The organism is Streptomyces sp. NPDC004051 (genome assembly GCF_053604275.1).
On the sequence record NZ_JBSGHG010000001.1, the window covers coordinates 341748 to 363828 of the forward strand.

General features: G+C 72.7%; 23 protein-coding genes, 1 pseudogene and 1 riboswitch. Of the genes and pseudogenes, 10 read left to right on the forward strand and 14 right to left on the reverse strand.

Annotation, left to right across the window (positions count from 1 at the left end; all coding sequences use genetic code 11):
* Positions 1 to 42 precede the first annotated feature (42 nt).
* From metF to ACWEQO_RS01600, 5 genes are all read right to left on the reverse strand, one after another.
* A complete protein-coding gene (metF, locus tag ACWEQO_RS01580) occupies positions 43 to 966 on the reverse strand; it encodes a methylenetetrahydrofolate reductase [NAD(P)H] (RefSeq protein ID WP_361450479.1) in 924 nt (307 codons plus the stop codon).
* Between the two features lie 106 nt (positions 967 to 1072).
* On the reverse strand, positions 1073 to 1768 hold the full coding sequence (gene thiE / locus ACWEQO_RS01585) for a thiamine phosphate synthase (protein ID WP_452977677.1): 696 nt from the start codon (positions 1766 to 1768) through the stop codon (positions 1073 to 1075).
* 158 nt (positions 1769 to 1926) lie between these two features.
* Positions 1927 to 2292, reverse strand: coding sequence for an Rv2175c family DNA-binding protein (locus tag ACWEQO_RS01590; protein WP_202279643.1), 366 nt, complete (start codon positions 2290 to 2292; stop codon positions 1927 to 1929).
* Between the two features lie 64 nt (positions 2293 to 2356).
* Positions 2357 to 3598 carry an NAD(P)/FAD-dependent oxidoreductase gene (locus ACWEQO_RS01595; protein WP_452977681.1) on the reverse strand — a complete coding sequence of 414 codons (1242 nt, stop codon included), beginning with the start codon at positions 3596 to 3598 and terminating at the stop codon, positions 2357 to 2359.
* A gap of 70 nt (positions 3599 to 3668) precedes the next feature.
* Positions 3669 to 4013, reverse strand: coding sequence for a hypothetical protein (locus ACWEQO_RS01600; RefSeq protein WP_452977684.1), 345 nt, complete (start codon positions 4011 to 4013; stop codon positions 3669 to 3671).
* A 49-nt stretch (positions 4014 to 4062) separates the two neighbouring features.
* A riboswitch (TPP riboswitch) is annotated at positions 4063 to 4174 on the forward strand.
* On the opposite strand from ACWEQO_RS01600, the gene thiO reads away from it, so the two are divergent.
* The 5 genes from thiO (at position 4172) to ACWEQO_RS01625 (ending at position 9595) form a co-directional block, all read left to right on the forward strand.
* Positions 4172 to 5356: a glycine oxidase ThiO gene (gene thiO, locus ACWEQO_RS01605; protein WP_361450468.1), complete on the forward strand. Its 1185-nt coding sequence runs from the start codon at positions 4172 to 4174 to the stop codon at positions 5354 to 5356. It overlaps the preceding riboswitch by 3 nt.
* A complete protein-coding gene (thiS, locus tag ACWEQO_RS01610) occupies positions 5353 to 5601 on the forward strand; it encodes a sulfur carrier protein ThiS (protein ID WP_452977687.1) in 249 nt (82 codons plus the stop codon). Before thiO ends, thiS begins: the two co-directional genes overlap by 4 nt.
* A 2-nt stretch (positions 5602 to 5603) precedes the next feature.
* Positions 5604 to 6398, forward strand: a complete 795-nt coding sequence (locus tag ACWEQO_RS01615; protein WP_452977690.1) for a thiazole synthase — start codon at positions 5604 to 5606, stop codon at positions 6396 to 6398.
* Positions 6399 to 6660: 262 nt separating this feature from the next.
* Positions 6661 to 8661: a Stk1 family PASTA domain-containing Ser/Thr kinase gene (pknB, locus tag ACWEQO_RS01620; protein WP_452977693.1), complete on the forward strand. Its 2001-nt coding sequence runs from the start codon at positions 6661 to 6663 to the stop codon at positions 8659 to 8661.
* 49 nt (positions 8662 to 8710) lie between these two features.
* Positions 8711 to 9595 carry a deoxyribonuclease IV gene (locus ACWEQO_RS01625; protein WP_452977696.1) on the forward strand — a complete coding sequence of 295 codons (885 nt, stop codon included), beginning with the start codon at positions 8711 to 8713 and terminating at the stop codon, positions 9593 to 9595.
* 34 nt (positions 9596 to 9629) lie between these two features.
* On the opposite strand, the gene ACWEQO_RS01630 is transcribed toward ACWEQO_RS01625, so the two are convergent.
* Complete coding sequence (locus ACWEQO_RS01630) at positions 9630 to 10277, reverse strand: sulfite oxidase-like oxidoreductase (RefSeq protein WP_361450453.1); 648 nt, start codon at positions 10275 to 10277, stop codon at positions 9630 to 9632.
* A gap of 184 nt (positions 10278 to 10461) precedes the next feature.
* Here ACWEQO_RS01630 and bfr point away from each other — a divergent pair, with 184 nt between their 5' ends.
* The gene (bfr, locus tag ACWEQO_RS01635; RefSeq protein ID WP_109377894.1) at positions 10462 to 10980 is read left to right on the forward strand and encodes a bacterioferritin; all 519 of its coding nucleotides are present in this window, start codon (positions 10462 to 10464) and stop codon (positions 10978 to 10980) included.
* A 32-nt stretch (positions 10981 to 11012) separates the two neighbouring features.
* Here bfr and ACWEQO_RS01640 read toward each other — a convergent pair whose 3' ends face one another.
* Positions 11013 to 11240, reverse strand: coding sequence for a (2Fe-2S)-binding protein (locus tag ACWEQO_RS01640; protein WP_361450449.1), 228 nt, complete (start codon positions 11238 to 11240; stop codon positions 11013 to 11015).
* Between the two features lie 161 nt (positions 11241 to 11401).
* Positions 11402 to 12754, reverse strand: coding sequence for a class II 3-deoxy-7-phosphoheptulonate synthase (locus ACWEQO_RS01645; protein WP_361450446.1), 1353 nt, complete (start codon positions 12752 to 12754; stop codon positions 11402 to 11404).
* Between the two features lie 116 nt (positions 12755 to 12870).
* Here ACWEQO_RS01645 and ACWEQO_RS01650 point away from each other — a divergent pair, with 116 nt between their 5' ends.
* Both ACWEQO_RS01650 and ACWEQO_RS01655 read left to right on the forward strand, forming a co-directional pair.
* Positions 12871 to 12957, forward strand: a complete 87-nt coding sequence (locus ACWEQO_RS01650) for a trp operon leader peptide (protein ID WP_361450881.1) — start codon at positions 12871 to 12873, stop codon at positions 12955 to 12957.
* 110 nt (positions 12958 to 13067) lie between these two features.
* Positions 13068 to 15002 (forward strand): anthranilate synthase family protein, encoded by a 1935-nt coding sequence (locus tag ACWEQO_RS01655; RefSeq protein ID WP_452977701.1) that lies wholly within the window; start codon positions 13068 to 13070, stop codon positions 15000 to 15002.
* Here the strand turns inward: ACWEQO_RS01655 and ACWEQO_RS01660 are convergent.
* The 4 genes from ACWEQO_RS01660 to ACWEQO_RS01675 all read right to left on the reverse strand — a co-directional run bounded on the left by ACWEQO_RS01660 (position 14954) and on the right by ACWEQO_RS01675 (position 18836).
* A complete protein-coding gene (locus ACWEQO_RS01660; RefSeq protein ID WP_452977704.1) occupies positions 14954 to 15949 on the reverse strand; it encodes a 2-hydroxyacid dehydrogenase in 996 nt (331 codons plus the stop codon). The two genes, ACWEQO_RS01655 and ACWEQO_RS01660, sit on opposite strands and share 49 nt — an antisense overlap.
* 98 nt (positions 15950 to 16047) lie before the next feature.
* A complete protein-coding gene (locus tag ACWEQO_RS01665) occupies positions 16048 to 16746 on the reverse strand; it encodes a response regulator transcription factor (RefSeq protein WP_361450437.1) in 699 nt (232 codons plus the stop codon).
* Positions 16743 to 18026, reverse strand: coding sequence for a MacS family sensor histidine kinase (gene macS, locus ACWEQO_RS01670; RefSeq protein WP_452977708.1), 1284 nt, complete (start codon positions 18024 to 18026; stop codon positions 16743 to 16745). Before macS ends, ACWEQO_RS01665 begins: the two co-directional genes overlap by 4 nt.
* 36 nt (positions 18027 to 18062) lie before the next feature.
* Positions 18063 to 18836, reverse strand: coding sequence for a lysophospholipid acyltransferase family protein (locus ACWEQO_RS01675; protein WP_361450431.1), 774 nt, complete (start codon positions 18834 to 18836; stop codon positions 18063 to 18065).
* A 241-nt stretch (positions 18837 to 19077) separates the two neighbouring features.
* On the opposite strand from ACWEQO_RS01675, the gene ACWEQO_RS01680 reads away from it, so the two are divergent.
* Both ACWEQO_RS01680 and ACWEQO_RS01685 read left to right on the forward strand, forming a co-directional pair.
* Positions 19078 to 19875 (forward strand): alpha/beta hydrolase, encoded by a 798-nt coding sequence (locus tag ACWEQO_RS01680; protein ID WP_361450428.1) that lies wholly within the window; start codon positions 19078 to 19080, stop codon positions 19873 to 19875.
* On the forward strand, positions 19868 to 20500 hold the full coding sequence (locus tag ACWEQO_RS01685; RefSeq protein ID WP_361450425.1) for a hypothetical protein: 633 nt from the start codon (positions 19868 to 19870) through the stop codon (positions 20498 to 20500). Before ACWEQO_RS01680 ends, ACWEQO_RS01685 begins: the two co-directional genes overlap by 8 nt.
* A 32-nt stretch (positions 20501 to 20532) precedes the next feature.
* Here the strand turns inward: ACWEQO_RS01685 and ACWEQO_RS01690 are convergent, their stop codons facing one another.
* Positions 20533 to 21291 (reverse strand): endonuclease/exonuclease/phosphatase family protein, encoded by a 759-nt coding sequence (locus ACWEQO_RS01690; RefSeq protein ID WP_361450422.1) that lies wholly within the window; start codon positions 21289 to 21291, stop codon positions 20533 to 20535.
* 289 nt (positions 21292 to 21580) lie between these two features.
* A pseudogene (locus ACWEQO_RS01695) lies at positions 21581 to 22034 on the reverse strand (VOC family protein).
* Between the last annotated feature and the right edge of the window lie 47 nt (positions 22035 to 22081).

Genomic DNA, 22081 nt, shown 5'->3' on the forward strand with positions numbered 1-22081 from the left:
CAGCGGCCGCTACGCAGTGTGTCGTACACCGGTGCGACCGGTCTAGGCCCGCAGCGGGTGGTGCAGGCCCAGGTTCTCGTAGATTTCCAACGTCGCCGTGGAGTTGTTGAGCGTGATGAAGTGCAGTCCGGGCACTCCCTCGGCCAGCAGCCGCGCGCAGAACTCCGTGGCGAACTCGATGCCAATGGAGCGTACCGCCGCCGGATCGTCCGCCGCTGCGAGGATCCTCTCTTTCAGGGCATCCGGGAACGACGCGTTACTGAGCTGCGGCAACCTCTCCAGCATCTTCACACTGGTCACCGGCATGACCTCGGGAATCACCGGCGTGTCGCAACCCGCCGCGTCGACCCGGTCACGCAGGCGCAGGTACGACTCGGGGTGGAAGAACATCTGGGTGATCGCGTAGTCGGCGCCCGCCCGGCACTTGTCGACGAAGTGCGCGACGTCCGTGTCCCACTCGGCCGACCGCGGGTGCATCTCCGGGAAGGCGGCGACACCGACGCAGAAGTCACCCGACTCCTTGATGAGCCGGACGAGTTCGGCGGCGTAGGTCAGCCCCTGCGGGTGCGGGATCCAGTCGGCCATCGGGTCGCCGGGCGGGTCGCCCCGCACGGCGAGCATGTTGCGGATCCCGGCGTCGGCGTACTGGCCGATGATGTTGCGCAGTTCGGCGACGGAGTGGTCGACCGCGGTGAGGTGGGCGACCGGGGTGAGGGTGGTGTCCGCGACGATCTGCTCGGTCTCGTGGACCGTGCCCGCGCGGGTGGAGCCCCCGGCGCCGTAGGTGACGGAGACGAAGTCCGGGGCGACCGCCTCGACCCGGCGCAGCGCGCTCCAGAGGTTCCGCTGACCCTTGGGGGTCTTCGGCGCCGAGAACTCGAACGAGTACGTCGTCTTTCCGGTGGCGAGCATGTCGCGCACGGTGCGTGCGCGGTCAGTCCTGGTCGATGCGGTTCCGAGGGCCATACCGGCAGGTTAGCCAGGGGGCGACGCTCCCCCAACCGAATGAGGGTTATTTGCCCGATTGGCCGCTTTCTCGTCCACCCCTTGGACAAACCTGAGACGAACGCGGTCACTGGGCGCCGGATGCCGCCCGCAGCCGCTTCGCGAACTCGGCCGCCGCCGCGCCCGGGTCGTCCGCCTCGGTGATGGCCCGTACGACGACGACCCGGCGGGCGCCGGCCTCCAGCACCTCGTCGAGGTTGCCGAGGTCGATGCCGCCGATGGCGAACCAGGGGCGGTCGGTGCCGAGGGCGGCGGCGTACCGGACCAGGCCGAGGCCGGGGGCGTGGCGGCCGGGCTTGGTGGGGGTGGGCCAGCAGGGGCCGGTGCAGAAGTAGTCCACGCCCTCCTGCACGGCTGCCGCGGCCGCCTCGGACTCGGCGTGCGTGGAGCGGCCGATCAGGACGTCCTCGCCCAGCAGGGCCCGGGCCGCGGGGACGGGGAGGTCGCCCTGGCCGAGGTGCAGTACGTCGGCGCCGGCGGCGTGGGCGACGTCCGCGCGGTCGTTCACCGCGAGCAGCTTGCCGTGCCGGGCGCAGGCGTCCGCGAGGACCGCCAGGTGCTCCAGCTCCTCGCCGGCCTCCATGCCCTTGTCCCGCAGCTGCACGATGTCGACACCGCCGGCCAGCACCGCGTCCAGGAACTCCGCGAGATCGCCCTGCCGTGTGCGGGCGTCGGTGCAGAGGTAGAGCAGGGCGTCGGAGAGCTGGGCGCGCGCGGCGGTCCCTGCGGTACCTGCGGTGGCGCCTGCGGCAGTGGCTGGCATGCGGGTGTCCCCCCGTGTGTCGGTGGCGGCCGGGCCGGACGGTCGCGGGCCCGGGCCCGGCGCCCTGGGAGAGCGGCGCCGGGCGGCGGTTCACAGCCGGACGCGGCCTCCCGCCCCGATGCGGGCACGAGCCGGGCTCCGGCTGTCTCGTCGCGGGCTCAGACGGCGAGCGCCTGGGCGCGGCGCTTCACCTCCGTGCCGCGGTTCTCGCTCAGCGCCTGCGCGGGCGTGCCCGGCAGGCTCTCGTCGGGGGTGAAGAGCCATTCCAGCATCTCTTCGTCCGTGAAACCGTCGTCCCGCAGGAGCGTCAGGGTGCCGGAGAGGCCCTTGACGACCTTGTCCTCGTCGATGAAGGCGGCGGGGACCTGCAGTGCGCGGTTCTCACCTCGGCGTACGGCGATGAGCTGGCCCTCCTTGACCAGTTGCCGGACGCGCGTCACCTCGACGCCGAGCATCTCGGCGATGTCGGGCAGGGTGAGCCAGGCGGGGACGAGAGCATCGATCTTTGCGTCAATCTCGGTCACGGGACAAGCGTGCCATCTGGCACCGACAGTCGGAAGCCGAGCCCCTCCGCCCGGGGGCCGCGGCTCACCCCTTCGCCGACTTCAGCGGCCGCGCCGGGTCGGCCAGCAGCTCCGCGTCCAGCACCGTGCCCGCCTCGATCAGCCGGCGCCCCTGGGTCAGGTCGCGGGGGCGGCCCACCGCGAGCAGCGCCACCAGCCGGGACTCCCGGAGCCAGCAGACCGTCCAGGCCGGTCCGTCGGCGTCCCCGCGCCACACCGTCCGGTCGGCGCCCGCGTGGTGCCCGGCGTACTGGACGAAGCGGCCGAACTGCTCGGACCAGAAGTACGGCACCGGGTCGTACACCGCCGGAGGTTCGCCGGTGGCCGCCCCGAGGATGTTCGCCGCGACCGTGCGCGGGCCCTGCAGGGCGTTGTCCCAGTGGTGCACCAGCAGGCGTTCCCCGTACCGCCCCGAGGGGAAGGACGCGCAGTCGCCGACCGCGTACACGTCCGGCGCGGAGGTCGTCAGGTGCGGGTCGGCGACCACGTCACCGTGCTCGCCGAGCTCGACCTCGGAGCCGGCCAGCCAGGAGGTGGCGGGGCGGGCCCCGATTCCGACGACGACGGCGCCCGCGGACAGCCGCGAGCCGTCGTCCAGCACCACCGCGCCGGGCTCGACGCGCGCCACCCGCGCACGGGTGCGCAGCACCACCCCCGCGTCGTCGTACCAGGCGGCCATCGGGGCGGCCGCCTCGGCGGGCAGCGCCCCGGCCAGCGGCCGGTCGGCCGCCTCCACGACGGTGACCGCGCAGCCCGCCTCGCGCGCCGCCGTGGCGAACTCCGCGCCGATCCAGCCGGCTCCGACGACCACGATGTCCCGGCGGCCCGCGAGCACCGGCCGCAGCCGTTCGACGTCGTCCAGGGTGCGCAGCAGATGGACGCCCGGCACCCCGTCGGCGCCCGGCAGCCGGACCGGTTCGGCACCGGTCGCGACGACCAGGACGTCGTAGGGGACCGGCCCGGCCTCCGTGTCCAGTTCGTGGTCGGCGGGGCGCAGCCCGAGCACCTCGCAGCCGAGCCGCAGTTCGACGCCGAGCGCCTCGAAGTCGACGTCGAAGGCGGAGCCCTCCGCCTTGCCGAGCAGCACCGCCTTGGACAGGGGAGGCCGGTCGTACGGCTGGTGGGGTTCGGCGCCGATCAGCGTCACCGTGCCGGTGAATCCCTGCTCCCGGAGGGCGACGGCGGTCTGCACGCCGGCCATTCCGGCCCCCGCCACCACCACGCGTCGCGGCTCGGACGGTCCCCGTTGCTGCGTCTGCTCACTCACCTGATCACCATAGACACCTGACCACCTGACCACCGGTCAGTCGGTCAGTCGGTCAGTCGGTCAGTCGGGCTCAGGATCCCGTGAGCTGCTCCACGACGCTGGTCCCGCTGCCCGGCTGCGACTCCCACTCCCAGGCCTCCTCCAGCCGCACCCGCCCGTCGGGCAGCTCCACGACCGTGGACACGCAGTGCCCCGAGGACGTGGTGCCGTCCTGCTTGAGCTGCACGTACCGGAAGTCCAGCCGGTCCCCCTCACGGGTGCCCACCAGGTACCCGCGGAGGACGTCGCCGCCCGCGTACTCGGCCCAGATCCCGCCGTCCTGCTCGTGGTACGTGAACCGGGTGCGGGTGCCGACCTGGCCCGGCGCCTGGTCGGCGACGGGGGCGAGGACGAGACCGTCGAGCGAACCGGCCATGCGAAGGCTCCCTACACGTTCGTTGTTCCGAGGGCTAGGGTGGCCAACGTAAGACACGCGCGGGAGCCCGGACGCACCGGGCTGAGAGGGAGGCTGGCGGCCTCCGACCGTATGAACCTGATCCGGGTCATGCCGGCGAAGGGAGGGGCTGGACGCCCATGCCGCCCACACACACCTCGCAGCGCTCCCCCGACGTCCTCGTCGTCGGGGGCGGCGTCATCGGCCTGGTCACGGCCTGGCGGGCCGCGCAGCGCGGGCTGGCCACGACCGTGCTGGACCCCGAGCCGGGCGGCGGCGCCGCCCAGGTGGCCGCCGGGATGCTGGCCGCCGTCACGGAACTGCACTACGGCGAGCAGACCCTGCTCGGCCTGAACCTCGCCTCCGCGCTCCGCTACCCCGACTTCGCGGCCGAGCTCACCGAGGCCACCGGCCACGACCTCGGCTACCGCCGGTGCGGCACGCTCGCGGTCGCGCTGGACGCCGACGACCGCGCCCACCTGCGCGAACTGCACGCCCTGCAGCAGCAGTCGGGGCTCGACGCGCAGTGGCTGTCGGGGCGGGAGTGCCGTCGCCTGGAGCCGATGCTCGCCCCCGGTGTGCGCGGCGGGCTGCGGGTGGACGGCGACCACCAGATCGACCCCCGGCGGCTGGCGGCGGCGCTGGTGACCGCCTGCGAGCGGGCCGGCGTGGTCCTGCGCCGGGCGTGGGCCGAGCGGCTCACCGTCTCCGGGGACCGGGCCACGGGCGTGGTCACCGCCGACGGCGCCGGGCTGGCCGCCGGGCAGGTGGTGCTGGCCGGAGGCAGTCTCAGCGGGCGGCTCGCGGGCGTCCCCGCGGAGCTGCTGCCTCCCGTGCGTCCCGTGAAGGGGCAGGTGCTCCGGCTGGCGATGCCCGACCGGTTCGGTCCGTTCCTGAGCCGGACGGTGCGTGCGGTGGTGCGGGGCAGCCAGGTGTACCTGGTGCCGCGCGAGAGCGGGGAGCTGGTGGTCGGGGCGACCAGCGAGGAGCAGGGCTGGGACACCACCGTCACCGCGGGCGGGGTGTACGAGCTGCTGCGCGACGCCCACGAACTGGTCCCCGGCATCACCGAGCTGCCGCTCACCGAGAGCCGGGCCGGGCTGCGCCCCGGCACCCCCGACAACGCGCCCCTGCTCGGCCCGTCCGGGCTCGAGGGGCTGGTCCTGGCGACCGGGCACCACCGCAACGGCGTACTGCTCACTCCGGTCACCGGCGACGTCCTGGCGGAGTTCCTGGCCACCGGTGAACTCCCGGCACAGGCCCGCCCCTTCACCCCCCGGCGGTTCACCGCGACCGCCGCCGCACTCACGGAGCAGCCCGCATGAACACTCCCGTGGACACGTCGACGCACACTCCCGCGCACGCCCCGGTCACCGTCTCGGTCAACGGGGAGCCGCGCGAGGTGGCTCCCGGCACGGCGCTGGACGCGCTGGTCGGCACGCTCACCGAGGCGCACTCCGGGGTGGCCGCCGCCCTCAACGAAACGGTCGTCCCGCGCGCGCAGTGGCCGCTCACGCCCCTCGCCGAGGGGGACCGGGTGGAAGTCCTGACCGCCGTGCAGGGAGGCTGACCATGGCCGACGATCCGTTCGTCCTCGGCGGTACGTCCTTCACGTCCCGGCTGATCATGGGCACCGGCGGGGCGCCCAGCCTCGAGGTGCTGGAGCGGGCGCTGGTGGCGTCCGGGACCGAGCTGACGACCGTCGCGATGCGGCGGGTGAACCCCTCGGTGCACGGCTCGGTGCTCTCGGTGCTGGAGAGGCTCGGCATCCGGGTGCTGCCGAACACGGCGGGTTGTTTCACCGCGGGGGAGGCGGTGCTCACCGCCCGTCTCGCGCGGGAGGCGCTCGGCACGGACCTGGTCAAGCTGGAGGTCATCGCCGACGAGCGCACCCTGCTGCCGGACCCCGTCGAGCTGCTGGAGGCGGCCGAGACCCTGGTCGACGACGGGTTCACGGTGCTGCCGTACACCAACGACGACCCGGTCCTGGCACGGAAGCTGGAGGACGTCGGCTGCGCGGCGGTCATGCCGCTCGGTTCGCCGATCGGGTCGGGACTCGGGATCCGCAACCCGCACAACTTCGAGCTGATCACGCAGCACGCGCGCGTGCCGGTGATCCTGGACGCGGGCGCCGGTACGGCGTCGGACGCGGCGCTGGCGATGGAGCTGGGGTGTGCGGGGGTGATGCTCGCCTCGGCGGTGACGCGGGCGCAGGAGCCGGTGCTGATGGCCGCCGCCATGCGGAGCGCGGTCGAGGCGGGGCGGCTGGCCCGGCGGGCGGGGCGGATCCCGCGGCGGCACTTCGCCGAGGCGTCCTCTCCCGCGGAGGGGCTCGCCGCGCTGGATCCGGAGCGGCCGGCGTTCTGAGGGTGTTCTCCCGCCCGCGCACCGCCCCTTTCCGGTCGGTCGAGAGGCGGAGGGGCTCCCCGTGAGGACCGGGCGCCGTCGGCGGCCGTGCGGCCGGGTCGCGCCGGCCGCCGCGGGGGCCGGCGGGGCCGGTGGGCGCAGGGGTCTCCCTTCGTGGGGTGCGTCACAGGTCGGCTGCAGTCGTGCCCCGGTCCGGGACCGTTCCGGACCGATCCGGACCGATCCGGTCGGCGCCGTCGGGGGCTCCTCGTAGACTCCCAGGGTGGACACGACCCTTCAGGACCCTCTGGTCGGGCAGTTGCTCGACGGCCGGTACCGCGTCGAGGCGCGTATCGCGGTCGGCGGGATGGCCACGGTCTACCGGGCCGTGGACACCCGGCTGGACCGCGTGCTCGCGCTCAAGGTGATGCACCCGGCGCTCGCCGCCGACGGCTCCTTCGTCGAGCGGTTCATCCGCGAGGCGAAGTCGGTGGCCCGGCTGGCCCATCCGAACGTGGTCCAGGTCTTCGACCAGGGCACCGACGGGGCCTACGTCTACCTGGCGATGGAGTACATCGCCGGCTGCACCCTGCGGGACGTGCTGCGCGAGCGCGGTGCGCTGCAGCCGCGGGCCGCGCTGGACATCCTGGAGCCGATGCTGGCCGCGCTCGGCGCCGCGCACCGGGCCGGGTTCGTGCACCGGGACATGAAGCCGGAGAACGTGCTGATCGGGGACGACGGCCGGGTCAAGGTCGCCGACTTCGGGCTGGTCCGGGCCGTGGACACGGTGACGAACACCACCGGCACCGTGCTGGGCACGGTCTCCTACCTGGCGCCGGAGCAGATCGAGAGCGGCAGCGCCGACCCCCGGGTGGACGTGTACGCGTGCGGCATCCTGCTGTACGAGATGCTGACCGGCGAGAAGCCGCACGACGGCGACTCCCCCGCGATCGTGCTCTACAAGCACCTGCACGACGACGTGCCGCCCCCCTCGGCCGTCGTCCCCGGGATGGCGTACCCGCTGGACGAGCTGGTCGCCTCGGCGACCGCGCGCACCCCGGAGGTCCGCCCGTACGACGCGGTGGCGCTCCTCGCCCAGGTCCGCGAGGCGCGCGGCGGACTCGACGACGAGCAGCTGGACACGATGCCGCCGCAGGCGCTGACCTCGGAGGACCGGCCCGTCCGGGGCGCCGAGAACCGTACGAGCGTCATCCCGCGCGCGCTCACGTCCCCCACTCTCGGCTTCTCCCCCACTCTCGGCTTCGCTCGAGCGGGGGGACCCCCACGCGCGGGGGGACCCCCGTCCCGCCCGCTGCCCGGCGACGAGGACGGTCACACCAGTCGGCTCCAGTCCCCGGCGCTGCCGCCCCGGCGCGGTGTGTCGCCGCGTGGTCCGCTGCTGCGGCGCGGCCCGCTGGCGGTCGTCGTCGCCGTGCTGCTGGTGCTGGGCGCCGGGGTGGGCGTGTGGTACATCAACTCCGGCCAGTTCACCGAGGTTCCGCCGCTGCTGGCGAAGACCGAGAAGGAGGCCCGGGAGCGGCTGGCGGAGGCCGGCCTGGGCGTCGGCCGGGTCGAGGAGGCGTACAGCGACACCGTGGAGCGGGGCACGGTGATCAGCACGGATCCGAGGACGGGCGCCCGCATCCGCGGCACCGACTCGGTCTCGCTCACCCTCTCCAAGGGGCCGCAGACCGTGCGGGTGCCCGATGTCGACGGCTACCGGCTGGACAAGGCGCGGTCCGTGCTGAAGGACGCGGGCCTGGAGCCGGGCATGGTCACCCAGGAGTTCAGCGCGGACGTGGCCAAGGGCTTCGTGGTCTCCACCGGGCCGGGCAAGGGAACGAAGGTCCGTGCGGGCTCGGCGGTGGCGCTCACCGTGAGCAAGGGCAGCCCGGTGGACGTCCCCGAGGTGGTCGGCCAGGCCCTGGACGAAGCGCGCGCCGCGCTGGAGGAGGCCGGGCTGAAGGTGAGCATCGCCGCCGAGCGGGTCACCTCCGAGCACGAGGCGGGCCGGGTGGCCCTGCAGAGCCCGGAGGCCGGCCGTGAGGCCGCCGAGGGGGACGGCGTGACGCTGACGCTGTCCAAGGGGCCCGAGATGGTCCCGGTCCCGGACGTGGTCGGCGACAGTGTGGACGAGGCCACCGGGAAGCTGGAGGGCGCCGGGTTCCGGGTCGAGGAGGACCGCGGACTGCTCGGTCTGTTCGGCGACACCGTCAAGGCCCAGTCGGTGCCCGGCGGGGAGACCGCGCCCAAGGGCTCGACGATCACCCTCAAGATCCGCTGACGGGGGGGCTCAGGGGCTTCGGAGACCCGGGGCATGACACCCTGGAAGGGTGAAGAGTCACCTGTCCGGTCCTGCCCGCAACCCGGTCGGCGGCCACGTCCCCGTGGCCGGCGGTCTGCACTCCGTCGGTCTGTCCTACGCCCGTGAGCTGCGCGCGGAGGCCGTCCAGGTCTTCGTCGCCAACCCGCGCGGCTGGGCGACGCCGACCGGCGACCCGAAGCAGGACGCGGCCTTCCGCGAGGCGTGTGCGGCCGAGTCGATCCCGGCGTACGTGCACGCCCCGTACCTGATCAACTTCGGGTCCCACACCCGGGCGACCGCCGAACGGTCCGTCGGGTCGCTGCGCCACTCGCTGCGGCGCGGGCGCGAGATCGGGGCGCTGGGCGTGGTGGTGCACACCGGCAGCGCGACCGGCGGACGGGAGCGGCCGGTGGCGCTGCGGCAGGTGCGGGAGCACCTGCTGCCGCTGCTCGATGAGCTCACCCATGAGGACGACCCGTTCCTGCTGCTGGAGTCGACGGCCGGCCAGGGCGCCTCCCTGTGCTCGCTGGTCCAGGACTTCGGTCCGTACTTCGAGGTGCTGGACGCCCATCCGAAGCTGGGTGTCTGCCTGGACACCTGCCATGTCTTCGCGGCCGGCCACGACCTGACCGGGCCGGACGGGATGCACCGGACGCTGGATCTGCTGGTGGACACGGTCGGCGAGGGCCGGCTGAAGCTCATCCACGCCAACGACTCCATGGACGTGGTCGGCGCGCACAAGGACCGTCACGCGAACATCGGCGCCGGCCACATCGGCGAGGACCCGTTCCGCGCGCTGATGACGCATCCGGCGACCGAGGGCGTGCCCCTGATCATCGAGACCCCCGGCGGCAGGGAGGGGCACGCGGCGGACGTGGAGCGTCTGAAGAAACTCCGGGGCCGGGACTCCTGAGCCGCGGGTCAGGGGCCCGCGGGCCCGGCCCCGGTCAGAGTTCGGGGCCCTCCCCGGGCTCCTCCTGGTAGGAGTAGCGCTGTTCCTTCCAGGGGTCGCCGATGTTGTGGTAGCCGCGCTCCTCCCAGAAGCCTCGGCGGTCGGCGGTCATGTACTCCACTCCGCGGACCCACTTCGGCCCCTTCCAGGCGTAGAGGTGGGGAACGATCAACCGGAGCGGAAACCCGTGCTCGGCGGTCAGCAGTTCGCCGTCCTTGTGCGTGGCGAAGAGCGTCCGCTCGGACGAGAAGTCCGCCAGCCGCAGGTTGGAGCTGTACCCGTACTCGGCCCACACCATCACATGGGTGACGTCGGGCGCGGGCGGGGCGAGTTCCAGGAGGGTACGGGCCGGGATGCCGCCCCATTCGGCGCCGAGCATGCTGAACTTCGTGACGCAGTGCAGGTCGGCCACCACGCTGTGGTACGGCAGGGCCGTGAACTCCTCGTGGTTCCAGCAGTGCTTGCCGCCGTCGGCGGTGGCGCCGAACACCCTGAACTCCCAGCGCTCGGGCCGGAACCTGGGGACGGGCCCGTAGTGCGTGACCGGCCAGCCCTTCTGCAGTCGCTGCCCCGGCGGAAGCTCGAACCTCGCCGCTTCCTCTGCTGTGCGCTCCCCCGATTCGCGTTCCGCCGACTGCCCCATGCTTCCATCCTGACAGACCCGGTGTGACGCATCAGACCGGGGCCCCATGAAGTCGGACAATACATTCCGAACGTGGGTGAATCCACACCTACTCAGTAAGTACGTACTTACTGGACGATCTTCTCGGTCGGTGGAATCATGCGGCGCATCCGGCCCGTTCATCCGTGTGGAAGGAGCCACTGCGATGCAGGGCGACCCCGAGGTCATCGAATTCCTCAACGAGCAGCTGACCGCCGAGCTGACCGCGATCAACCAGTACTTCCTGCACTCGAAGCTGCAGGACCACAAAGGCTGGACCAAGCTCGCCGAGTACACGCGCGCCGAGTCCTTCGACGAGATGCGGCACGCGGAGGTCCTCACCGACCGCATCCTGCTCCTCGACGGCCTGCCCAACTACCAGCGGCTCTTCCACGTCCAGGTCGGGCAGACGGTGACGGAGATGTTCCAGGCCGACCGGCAGATCGAGGTCGAGGCCATCGACCGCCTGCGCCGCGGCGTGGAGGTCATGCGCAACAAGAACGACATCACGTCCGCCAACATCTTCGAGGCGATCCTCGCCGACGAGGAGCACCACATCGACTACCTGGACACCCAGCTGGAGCTCATCGAGAAGCTGGGCGAGGCGCTGTACCTGTCGACGGTGATCGAGCAGTCGCAGCCCGACTCCTCGGGTCCGGGGACGAGCGGGTTCTCGACCCACTAGAGCGGGTTCCCGGCCCACCGGGACGACCGGGCCTATGCGGCTTCGGGGAGTTCCGCGGTGAGGGGCGGACGGTCCTGGCCGGCCGGCTGCCGGCGGGGGCAGGCGCCACGCCCGAGCAGGGCCTGGATGCGTCGCACGCAGCCGCCGCAGTCGGTGCCCGCCTTGCAGGCGGAGGCGATCTGCCGGGGGGTGCAGGCCCCGGCGTCCGCGTGGCTCCTCACCTGCTCTTCGGTCACTCCGAAGCAACTGCAGACGAACACGCGGTCCACCTCCCGATGTAGTGCGGGGCCGTGCCGCACCGACCCCTGATCGGTGAGGCAAACCTAACCTTACCTGCCGCTCGGGGGGCAGAAAAGTGGGTGGGGTACGGATCCTGTGTGATCCGTACCCCACCCCTCGCCGTTCCGGCAGATGAGCGGTGTTACTGGTCCCGGTACATCTCGGCGACGAGGAACGCCAGGTCCAGCGACTGGCTGCGGTTCAGCCGGGGGTCGCAGGCGGTCTCGTAGCGCTGGTGCAGATCGTCGACGAAGATCTCGTCTCCGCCGCCCACGCACTCGGTGACGTCGTCGCCGGTGAGCTCCACGTGGATGCCGCCCGGGTGGGTGCCGAGCTCCTTGTGGACCTCGAAGAAGCCCTTCACCTCGTCGAGCACGTCGTCGAAGCGGCGGGTCTTGTGCCCGGAGGCCGCCTCGAAGGTGTTGCCGTGCATCGGGTCGGTCACCCAGGCGACGGTGGCACCGGAGGCGGTGACCTTCTCGACCAGCTCGGGCAGCTTGTCGCGGATCTTGTCCGCGCCCATCCGGACGATGAAGGTGAGCCGGCCCGGCTCACGCTCGGGGTCGAGCCGCTCGATGTACTGCAGCGCCTCCTCGGCCGTGGTGGTCGGGCCGAGCTTGACGCCGATCGGGTTGCGGATCTTCGAGGCGAACTCGATGTGCGCGTGGTCCAGCTGCCGGGTGCGCTCGCCGACCCACACCATGTGCGCGGAGACGTCGTACAGCTGTCCGGTGCGCGAGTCGACGCGGGTCAGCGCCGACTCGTAGTCCAGCAGCAGCGCCTCGTGCGAGGAGAAGAACTCGACGGTCTTGAACTCCTCCGGCTCGACCCCGCAGGCCTGCATGAAGTTCAGCGCCTGGTCGATCTCGCGGGCGAGCTGCTCGTAGCGCTGGCCGGACGGGGACGACTTCACGAAGTCCTGGTTCCAGGCGTGCACCTGGCGCAGGTCGGCGTAGCCGCCGGTGGTGAAGGCGCGCACCAGGTTCAGCGTGGAGGCCGAGGCGTTGTACATCCGCTTCAGCCGCTCGGGGTCCGGGACGCGGGCCTCTTCGGTGAAGTCGAAGCCGTTGACGGAGTCGCCACGGTAGGTGGGCAGGGTCACGCCGTCGCGGGTCTCGGTCGACTTGGAGCGCGGCTTGGAGTACTGGCCGGCGATCCGGCCCACCTTCACGACGGGCACGGACGCGGCGTACGTCAGTACGGCGCCCATCTGGAGCAGTGTCTTGAGCTTGGCCCTGATGTGGTCGGCGGACACCGCGTCGAAGGACTCGGCGCAGTCGCCGCCCTGGAGGAGGAACGCCTCTCCCTTGGCGACGGCCGCCATTCGGGCGCGCAGCTGGTCACACTCGCCCGCGAAGACGAGCGGTGGATACGACTCGAGGTCCGCGATGACGGCGCGCAGAGCCTCGGTGTCGGGGTACTCGGGCTGCTGCGCCGCGGGCAGATCTCGCCAGGTGTTGCCAGCGCTCGGGCTGGTCTTAGCGTTCACGGTCACGTCTCAACATTACGGGGTGGGATGGCGCCTTCCGGGCCATGCCCAGCAAGTGAGACAGGAAATGCTCTCCGTGGACATCCGGGGGCCGGGCGGAAGACGTGCGCTAGGGTGCTCGCATGTTCGCGCTTTCGACCCGGAACGGTTCGGTTCAGAACCCTTCCGCCCGCAACTGGTGGTGGACCGCTTCTCCGGCGGCCCACTGACTCATCGCGCGTACACAAGACTCCGCGAAGGCCGCCCGAGGGGCGGCCTTCGGCGTTCGCGGCCCCCGCGGCGCCCCGGTCGGCCCTCCGTCACCGAGGGACCACGACCCATGAACCTGCTCGACCTGCTGGACGATCCCCGACCGTTCGCCCTGCTGCGCCGCCGCACCCCCGGCCACGACGACACCGTGGTGGAGCTGCTGCTCGGCCCCGTCAGCCCCCGTGACCGGCTGGCCGACCTGCCCGACGAGGGGCTGGCGCTCGTCCCCTTCCGGCAGATCCGGGAGCGCGGTTTCGACGTGCACGACGACGGCACCCCGCTGCTGGTGCTGACCCCCGAGGAGCGCCACGAGATCCCGCTCGCCACCGCCCTCGAGCAGCTGCCCGCGCACGGCGTGCGGGTCGAGGGCGGCGGCTTCGACGTCGACGACGACGCGTACGCCGAGATCGTCGGACGGGTGCTGCGGGAGGAGATCGGGCGGGGCGAGGGCGCCAACTTCGTGATCCGGCGGACCTACGAGGGGGAGATCCCCGGATTCGGGCGGGCCGACGCGCTGGCGCTGTTCCGGCGGCTGCTGGAGGGCGAGCGGGGCGCGTACTGGACGTTCGTGGTGCACACAGGGCGGGAGGCGGGAGGGAGGACGCTGGTCGGGGCGAGCCCCGAGGTGCATGTGCGGGCGTCCGGCGGGACCGTCGTGATGAACCCGATCAGCGGCACCTACCGCTACCCGGCCGGGGGGCCGACCCCCGAGCACCTGCTGGACTTCCTCGCCGACGGCAAGGAGATCGAGGAGCTGTCGATGGTCGTCGACGAGGAGCTCAAGATGATGTGCACCGTCGGCGACATGGGCGGGGTCGTGGTCGGGCCCCGGCTGAAGGAGATGGCGCACCTCGCCCACACCGAGTACGAGCTGCGCGGCCGGTCCTCGCTGGACGTGCGGGAGGTGCTGAAGGAGACCATGTTCGCCGCGACCGTCACCGGGTCGCCGGTGCAGAACGCCTGCCGGGTGATCCGGCGGTACGAGCCCCTCGGGCGGGACGGCGCCGGGCGCGGGTACTACGCGGGCGCGCTGGCGCTGCTCGGCCGGGACGCGGGTGGAGCGCAGACCCTCGACTCCCCCATCCTCATCCGCACCGCCGACATCGACGCGGCGGGGCGGCTGCGGGTGCCGGTCGGCGCCACCCTGGTGCGGGGCTCGGATCCGGCGGGCGAGGTCGCCGAGACCCATGCGAAGGCGGCCGGGGTGCTGACCGCGCTGGGGGTGCTCCCGGGACGGCCGCGCGAGGAGTCCGTGCGGCCGCGGCTGGCCGACGACCCGCGGGTGCGGGCGGCGCTGGACGGGCGGCGGGCCTCACTGGCGCCGTTCTGGCTGCGGATGCGGGAGCCGTCGGCCGCGCCGGCGGGAGGGGCGGGACTCGCAGGACCGGCGGGACACGCCCTGGTCGTCGACGGGGAGGACACCTTCACGGCGATGCTCGCGCATGTGCTGCGCTCCTCGGGGCTCGCGGTCACCGTCCGGCGGTACGACGAACCGGGGCTGCGGGAGACGGTGCTCGCGCACGAGGGGCCCGTGGTGCTGGGGCCCGGCCCCGGTGACCCGTCCGACCCGGCCGACGCGAAGATGCGGTTCCTGCGCGGCCTGACCGCCGCGGTGATCAGGGACCACCGGCACGGCCTCCTCGGCGTCTGCCTCGGCCACGAGCTGATCGCGGCCGAGCTGGGTCTCGACACGGTCCGCAAGGAGGTGCCGTACCAGGGGGCGCAGACCACGATCGACCTGTTCGGGCGGCCGGAGACGGTCGGCTTCTACAACAGCTTCGTCGCCCGGTGCGACGACGAGGCCGCGGCGGAACTGGCCGCGCACGGCATCGAGGTGAGCCGCGCGGCGAACGGCGAGGTGCACGCCCTGCGCGGCCCCGGCTTCGCCTCGCTGCAGTTCCACCCCGAGTCGGTGCTCACCCTGAACGGCGCGGCGCTCGTCGCGGAGCTGATGGGTCAGCTCCGCGGCACCAGGACGTTCTCCGAGCGCCGGCCCGCGGTGTAGTCGAGGACGTTGCGCACCGTGGTCTCGATGATCTGGTTGACGGCGTCCACGGTGTAGTACGCCTGGTGGGACGTCACCAGGACGTTGGGGAAGGTGACGAGGCGGGCCAGGGTGTCGTCCTCGACGGCCTCCAGGGACTTGTCGAGGAAGAACAGGCCCGCCTCCGCCTCGTACACGTCCAGTCCGACGCCGGTGAAGCGGCCCGCGCGCAGCTCGGTGACGAGGGCGGCGGTGTCGACGAGTCCGCCGCGGCTGGAGTTCACCAGGATCGCGTCGTCCCGCATCGTCCGCAGGGCGGCTCCGTCGATCAGGTGGAGGGTCTCCGGCAGCAGCGGGACGTGCAGGCTGACCAGGTCGGACTCGGCGAGCAGCTGCTCCTTGGGGACGTAGGTCATGCCGAGTCCCCGGCAGGCGGGGTTCTCGGCGACGTCCCAGCCGAGCAGCCGCATGCCGAAGCCGTGCGCGATCCGGGCGAACGCCTCGCCGATCTTGCCGGTGCCGAGGACGCCGGCGGTGCGGCCGTGCATGTCGCGGCCCATCAGGCCGTCGAGGCGGAAGTCGAAGTCGCGGGTGCGGGTGGAGGCGCGGACGATACGGCGGTTGACCGCCATGGCGAGGGTCCAGGCGAACTCGGCGACCGAGTGGGGCGAGTAGTACGACACCCGGGCGACCGTCAGGCCGAGCCGCTCGGCCGTCTTCAGGTCGATGTTGTTGAAGCCGGTGGACCGCTGGGCGATCATCCGGGTGCCGCCGGCCGCCAGGTTCTCCAGGACCCCGGCGCCGAGGTCGCAGTTGACGCTGGTGGAGATCACCTCGTGGCTGGCCGCGATGAGGGCGGTGTCCTCGTCGAGGAAGACGTCCAGGCCATGGACCTCGTGGTGGCCCCGGAAGGCCCGTTCGATCATGGGCTTCTCGTCGGACTGCACACCGAACGCGAGGATTTCCACGGGGTCCCTCCGGGGGTCGTGCCGGGCTTGTCGCCTCATGCGTGAATACGTGAATATGCGGGGCTGAAGTGGGGTGCGCGGCCGGGGCCGGGCGGGCCCTACTCGTCGTCGAGGCCGCGTTCTATGGCGTAGCGGACGAGTTCCACGCGGTTGTGCAGTTGAAGCTTGCCGAGGGTGTTCTGGACGTGGTTCTGCACCGTGCGGTGGGAGATGACGAGCCGTTCGGCGATCTGCTTGTAGCTGAGGCCCTTGGCGACCAGGCGCAGCACCTCGGTCTCCCGGTCGGTCAGCCGGGGCGCCTTGGTTCCGCCGCTCTCCGGGGCGGGCGCCGGGTCGGAGGCCAGCCGCCGGTACTCGCCGAGGACCAGCCCGGCCAGGCCCGGGGTGAACACCGGGTCGCCGGCCGCCGTACGGCGCACCGCGTCCTGGAGCTCCTGGGTCGAGGCCGACTTCAGCAGATAGCCGGTGGCACCCGACTTCACCGCTTCCAGGACGTCGGCGTGCTCACCGCTCGCCGAGAGCACCAGCACGCGCAGGGCGGGGTTCGCGGCGACGACCTCCTTGCAGACCTGGACACCGGGCTTGCCGGGCAGGTTCAGGTCGAGGACGAGGACGTCGGGGGCGGCGGCCCTGGCGCGGCGCACGGCCTGGTCGCCGTCACCGGCGGTGGCGACCACCGCGAAGCCGGACTCGGACAGGTCGCGGGCGACGGCGTCGCGCCACATGGGGTGGTCGTCGACCACCATCACCTTGACCGGGTCCTGGCCGGTCCCCCGTTCGGCTGCCGTGTCCGTCATCGCTGTTCCGCCTTCCCCCGCGGGTCGTCCGCTTCCTTCGGGTCCTTCGTGTCCTTCGGGTCCTTGGGCACCTTCAGCTCGACCTCCGTGCCCTGGCCCGGCACCGAGATCAGTTCCGCGCTGCCGCCGAGGTCGCGCAGCCGTCCGCGGATCGACAGGGCCACCCCGAGCCGGCCCTCGCCCTCGGCCTGGACGAGCCGGCCCTCGGGGATGCCGGGCCCGTCGTCGCGGACGGTGACGATCACCTCGTCCGGTTCGTCCTCGACCAGGATCCACGCGCGGGCGTCCGGCCCGACGTGCTTGCGCACGTTGTCCAGGGCGGCCCCGACGGCGGCGGCGACCTCCCGTGCGGCGGCCGGCGGGAGCGGCACCGGCGCCCCGGGTTCGGCCAGGTTGACCAGGGCACCGGCATACGGGGCGAGCAGGGCACGCAGGTCGACGGGGCCGTCCCCGGTACCGCTCTCCGGGCCGCCCCCGGCCGCTCCGGCGGTGTCGCCCGCGGCGCGTGCCGCCTCTTTCCCGGTCGTGTCCCGCGGGGCCCTGGGTACGGGCACCAGGCCGCCGGAGACCAGGGTGCGCAGCGCCACCTCCTGTTCGCCGGCCATCCGGCCCAGTTCGGCCGCCTCGCCGCCGATCACCGCGCCGCGCCGCTGCACCATCGCGAGCACCTGGAGCACGCCGTCGTGGATGTCCCGCGCGAGCCGCTCCCGCTCCCTCGTCGCGGCCTCGATCTCCAGGGCGCGGGCGAGGGTGCGCTCGGAGGCGCGGGCGACCTCGACGACGTAGCCGATGGCGATGGAGGCGACCCAGACGAGGATCACGTTGTGCACGGTGTCGCGGGCGGGGCCGCCGCGCTCGACCAAGTTGGCGACGGCGACCAGGGTGGAGGCGAGGGCCGCCCAGCGCCAGCCGCCCTTGATGGCGAAGGCGAGCACCGCGCCGGCGGTCCAGATCGACGGCATGGTCGGGCCGCCCGCCTGGATCCGCTCGTGGGCGTCGGCGACGGGGGTGAGCAGGATGCCGACGAGTGCGACGGTCAGGTCGGCGGTGAGGAAGGGCTTGGTGCAGCGGTCGGCGTTCGCGACCCGGGGCAGGGTGGCCAGGGTCCACACGGCCAGTACGGCGAAGTAGGCCACGGCGAGCCAGGGGCGCTCGAACTCGTCGTGGGCGGTGGCGAACAGGCCGACCGCGTAGACCATGGCCAGGACCCGGTAGCCGGTGAGCGCGCGCCACAGCGGCTGCTCGACCGACATCCTCATGACCTTCCCGCCCCTGGGCATGTCCTCCCCCACTCCCGCCCGGGTCCGCTGACGGACCTAGGGATCGGACCGTTGCTGCTCGGCGGCCTCGTCCCGCTGCGCCTTCTTCTCCGCCTTCTCGGCTTCCCTCTCGGCCTTCTCCGCTTCCCTCTCGGCCTTGGCCGCGTCCGCGAGCTGCCGCTTCATGGCGGTCGCGTAGATGTCGACGTACTCCTGGCCGGAGAGCTTCATGATCTCGTACATGACCTCGTCGGTCACCGCGCGGAGCACGAAACGGTCGTGCTCCATGCCGTGGTAGCGGCTGAAGTCCAACGGCTTGCCTATGCGGATGCCCGGCCGGATCAGCTTCGGGACGACCTTCCCGGGCGGCTGGACCTTCTCCGTGTCGATCATGGCGACGGGTATCACGGGCGCGCCGGTGGCCAGCGCCACGCGCGCGAGACCGCCGGGCTTGCCCCGGTAGAGACGCCCGTCGGGCGAGCGGGTGCCCTCGGGGTAGATGCCGAACAGCTCACCGCGCTCGATGACCTCTATCCCGCTCTTGATCGCCGCCTCGCCCGCGCCGCGCGCGCCGGAGCGGTCGACCGGGAGCTGGCCCACGCCTTTGAAGAAGGCGGCCGTGAGCTTGCCTTTGACACCCGGGCCGGTGAAGTACTCGGCCTTGGCGATGAAGGTGACCTTGCGGTCGAGCACGGCCGGCAGGAAGAAGGAGTCGGAGAACGACAGGTGATTGCTGGCCAGAATGGCCGGGCCGTCGGCGGGTACGTTCTCCAGGCCGTCCACCCAGGGCCTGAAGGCGAGCTTCAGTGACCCTCCGATGGTGAACTTCATCGTGCCGTACAACAACCGAGTGCCTTCCTGTGGGTGTGGGTCAGACCATATCCCGGGGGACCGTCAATGGCTCCGACGGCCCTGGTCGGTGTCAGTGCGGTCGCGTACGGTGAAGGTCCTGCACCTCGCGTGCGGGCGCGACCCATGACACCCGTGCCATGACCGTCATGGCGTCCAGCCCCTCTGTACGACTGCTGCACGACTCCTACGACTCTTACGACTTTCAGACCGGGAGGCCAAGGTGCCGCTCCTGACCGGAGCCGAGCCGTATCACCATGAGGGCGGGGAGACCGCGGTCCTCCTCTGCCACGGCTTCACCGGTTCGCCGCAGTCGCTGCGTCCCTGGGCGGAGCATTTCGCCGAGCACGGCCTGACCGTCTCGCTGCCCCTGCTCCCCGGGCACGGCACCCGCTGGCAGGACCTGCGGGTGACCGGCTGGCAGGACTGGTACGCGGAGGTGGACCGCGAGTTGCGGCTGCTGCGGGACCGGTGCGCGCGGGTGTTCGTGGCCGGCCTGTCCATGGGCGGCGCGCTCGCCCTGCGGCTGGCCGCGCGGCACGGCGACGCGGTGAGCGGCGTCGTGGTCGTCAACCCGGCGAACAAGGTGCACGGACTGACCGCGCACGCGCTCCCCGTGGTCCGGCATCTGGTGCCCTCGACGAGGGGGATCGCGAGCGACATCGCGGACCCGTCGGTCACGGAGCTGGGGTACGACCGGGTGCCGCTGCACGCGGCCCACTCCCTGCGCACCTTCCTGCGGCTGCTCGACGGCGAACTGCCCCAGGTCACCCAGCCGCTGCTGCTGCTGCGCAGCCCGCAGGACCATGTGGTGCCGCCCGCGGACTCGGCCCGGATCCTCGGCCGGGTCTCGTCGCTCGACGTGACGGAGATCCTGCTGGAACAGAGCTACCACGTGGCGACGTTGGACTACGACGCGGAGCGGATCTTCCGGGAGAGCACCGCGTTCATCGGCCGGCTCGCACCCGGCGCCGTCGGCGAGCCCGGTCTCGGCAAGGAAGGGACGACCACAGGTGGCTGAGCACGACTCGGAGCGCGAGGACCGCGAAGGGCGTGAGGACCGGGAGGCGCGCGAGGTCGACCGGGGCCGTGACGGCCGGGAGCCGGAGGAACAGGACGTTCCCTTCGACGAGGACGCCGCGTGGGCGGCGATCGTCGCCGGGTACGGGGAGGAGCCGCCGGATCCGGCGGGCGCCAAGCCGTTCAAGTCGGTCGAGGATCTGGCGTTGCTGGAGGCCGAGACCAATGACGAGGGGCCGGCGCAGGCCGAGACCCCGGCGAAGACCGGGGAGAAGCCGGCCAAGCCGCTGGGCGGCTCCGTCGCCTTCGCACCGGGCGTGGGCCCGCGCGACTACAGCCTGTCCGCATCCTCCGACGACGACTTCGACGACGGCGACGAGGGCCACTTCGTGCCTCCGGAGCCGCCGCCGCTGCCCGAGTCCGACCTCACCTCCAAGCTCGCCTGGCTGGGGGTGCTGGGCGGCCCGGTGCTGCTCCTGCTGGCGATCCTGCTCGGCTGGGAGATGAGCTGGGGGCTGACCACGCTCTGCATCGGCGGTTTCCTGGGCGGCTTCGCCACCCTGGTGATGCGGATGCGCACCGGCGACGAGGACGACGACGATCCCGGCCGCGGCGCGGTGGTCTGAGAGCGGTCCCGCACCCGCCCGGCCCACGCGGTCTACGCGGCCGCCGGCACCCTGAGGGCGGCCAGGACCGGCAGGTGGTCGGTGGCCGCCCTCAGGTCGGCTCCGTCCACCCCGGGCTGGTCGAGCGGGACGCCGCAGCCCAGGACCTCGACGCCCTCCGTGACGAACAGGGCGTCGATGCGCTGATGCGGCTCGGTGGGCGTCGAGGTGTACTCACCGCCCCAGGGCGCGGCCGCCCAGCAGTCCGTGAGGGAGCCGCCCAGCCGCCGGAAGGTGCGGCCGTCCGGCCGTTCGTTGACGTCACCGCCCGCGACCGCGTGTTCCACGCCCATCCCGGCGAGCCGGTCCAGGAGCATGCCGCCCTGCTCGTACCGCTCGTCCTTCGCCAGCGACAGATGGCAGCTCAGCACCCCGAGCCGGGCGCCGCCGAACCGTACGACGGCGGTGGCGAAGCCGCGCCGGTGCAGCCCCGGGGTGAGCGGCAGCAGCACGTCCTCGGTGCGCTCGACGGTCGCCCGCAGGGAGCACAGGACGGCGGGCCCGGCGGCCGTGGCGCCCCCGGACAGCGTGACCAGTCCGGAGGCGGAGGCGAGCCGCGCCAGCTTCTTGCGCCACCGGAAGAACCGCGGCGCCTCCTGGATCAGCACCAGGTCGGGCGCGCAGGCGGTGATCACCCGGGCGAGCGCACCGGTGTCGTCCCGCAGCGAACGGACGTTGTAACTCAGCACCCTGACCACGGCCGAACCGTCCGGCTCGGTACGGGAGTCGGGCAGCAGCGGAGTCGTCGCCATACGGATCAAGATACGCCGCCCCGCCCGGCCGGGAGGGTCACACGGGCCGGCGTGCTGCTCCTGGGTGAACAGGGCACGTTCCCGGAACGTCTTCAGGGCTGCCCCGAAGACCTCGAGACCGCCGGACGGCTCAGGCATGCTGCCGTTCGCCCTGGACGACGGCCCCCTCGTCGCGCCGACGGCACACCGCGCGGTCGTACAACACCCCGGCGGCCGGGCGGGGTTGCCCGTGAAGCCCGGGCCACGGCCCGTACGGGCCGCCGTGTGCCGGCCGTGAGCCCGCCGCGGGTCATCCGGGCGTCGGCCTCCTGACCGGGGCGCCGGCGCGCCCCTGGCGCCGGCCGCTGAGCTCGGCGTCGAGCCTCTCCTGGGCCACCCGCATCCCCTCGGCGTGGCCGGGGTGCTGCAGCCGCTTCCCCGTCTCGTCCTCGGAGAGGTCCTCGATGTGACCGGGCACCCGCCAGATGGCGCCGAAGGGGTCCCTGATCCGCCCTCCCCGCTGCCCGAAGGCGTCGTCGGCGATCGGAGTGACGACCCGGGCGCCGGTCGAAGGCCGACACGACGGTGTCCCCGACCCGGACCTCGCCGTGTCCGACGGAGCCGTCCTCGGTCCGCACCCTGGCGAGTTCCTCGCCCCCGAACACCCGGGGGAGGAAGTCGAGGAAGGGCCCCGTGTCGTCGGTGACGACCCAGGGGGAGACGGTGGTGCGGCCCTCCGGGGCGGCGCCGACCTGCCGGGACATGGCGGTGGTTCCCCCGCCGAGGGTGACGGACTACGGCGAAAGCAGCC

What these genes read in the sequence shown, in the direction of transcription:
- ACWEQO_RS01615 (WP_452977690.1), top strand. Translation starts at nt 5,604, where the DNA reads ATGGCCGACGATCCGTTCGTCCTCGGCGGTACGTCCTTCACGTCCCGG.
- ACWEQO_RS01630 (WP_361450453.1), bottom strand. Translation starts at nt 10,277, where the DNA reads ATGGGGCAGTCGGCGGAACGCGAATCGGGGGAGCGCACAGCAGAGGAA.
- ACWEQO_RS01690 (WP_361450422.1), bottom strand. Translation starts at nt 21,291, where the DNA reads ATGGCGACGACTCCGCTGCTGCCCGACTCCCGTACCGAGCCGGACGGT.
- ACWEQO_RS01655 (WP_452977701.1), top strand. Translation starts at nt 13,068, where the DNA reads ATGAACCTGCTCGACCTGCTGGACGATCCCCGACCGTTCGCCCTGCTG.
- ACWEQO_RS01665 (WP_361450437.1), bottom strand. Translation starts at nt 16,746, where the DNA reads ATGACGGACACGGCAGCCGAACGGGGGACCGGCCAGGACCCGGTCAAG.
- macS (WP_452977708.1), bottom strand. Translation starts at nt 18,026, where the DNA reads ATGCCCAGGGGCGGGAAGGTCATGAGGATGTCGGTCGAGCAGCCGCTG.
- metF (WP_361450479.1), bottom strand. Translation starts at nt 966, where the DNA reads ATGGCCCTCGGAACCGCATCGACCAGGACTGACCGCGCACGCACCGTG.
- ACWEQO_RS01650 (WP_361450881.1), top strand. Translation starts at nt 12,871, where the DNA reads ATGTTCGCGCTTTCGACCCGGAACGGTTCGGTTCAGAACCCTTCCGCC.
- bfr (WP_109377894.1), top strand. Translation starts at nt 10,462, where the DNA reads ATGCAGGGCGACCCCGAGGTCATCGAATTCCTCAACGAGCAGCTGACC.
- ACWEQO_RS01600 (WP_452977684.1), bottom strand. Translation starts at nt 4,013, where the DNA reads ATGGCCGGTTCGCTCGACGGTCTCGTCCTCGCCCCCGTCGCCGACCAG.
- ACWEQO_RS01675 (WP_361450431.1), bottom strand. Translation starts at nt 18,836, where the DNA reads ATGAAGTTCACCATCGGAGGGTCACTGAAGCTCGCCTTCAGGCCCTGG.
- thiS (WP_452977687.1), top strand. Translation starts at nt 5,353, where the DNA reads ATGAACACTCCCGTGGACACGTCGACGCACACTCCCGCGCACGCCCCG.
- thiE (WP_452977677.1), bottom strand. Translation starts at nt 1,768, where the DNA reads ATGCCAGCCACTGCCGCAGGCGCCACCGCAGGTACCGCAGGGACCGCC.
- thiO (WP_361450468.1), top strand. Translation starts at nt 4,172, where the DNA reads ATGCCGCCCACACACACCTCGCAGCGCTCCCCCGACGTCCTCGTCGTC.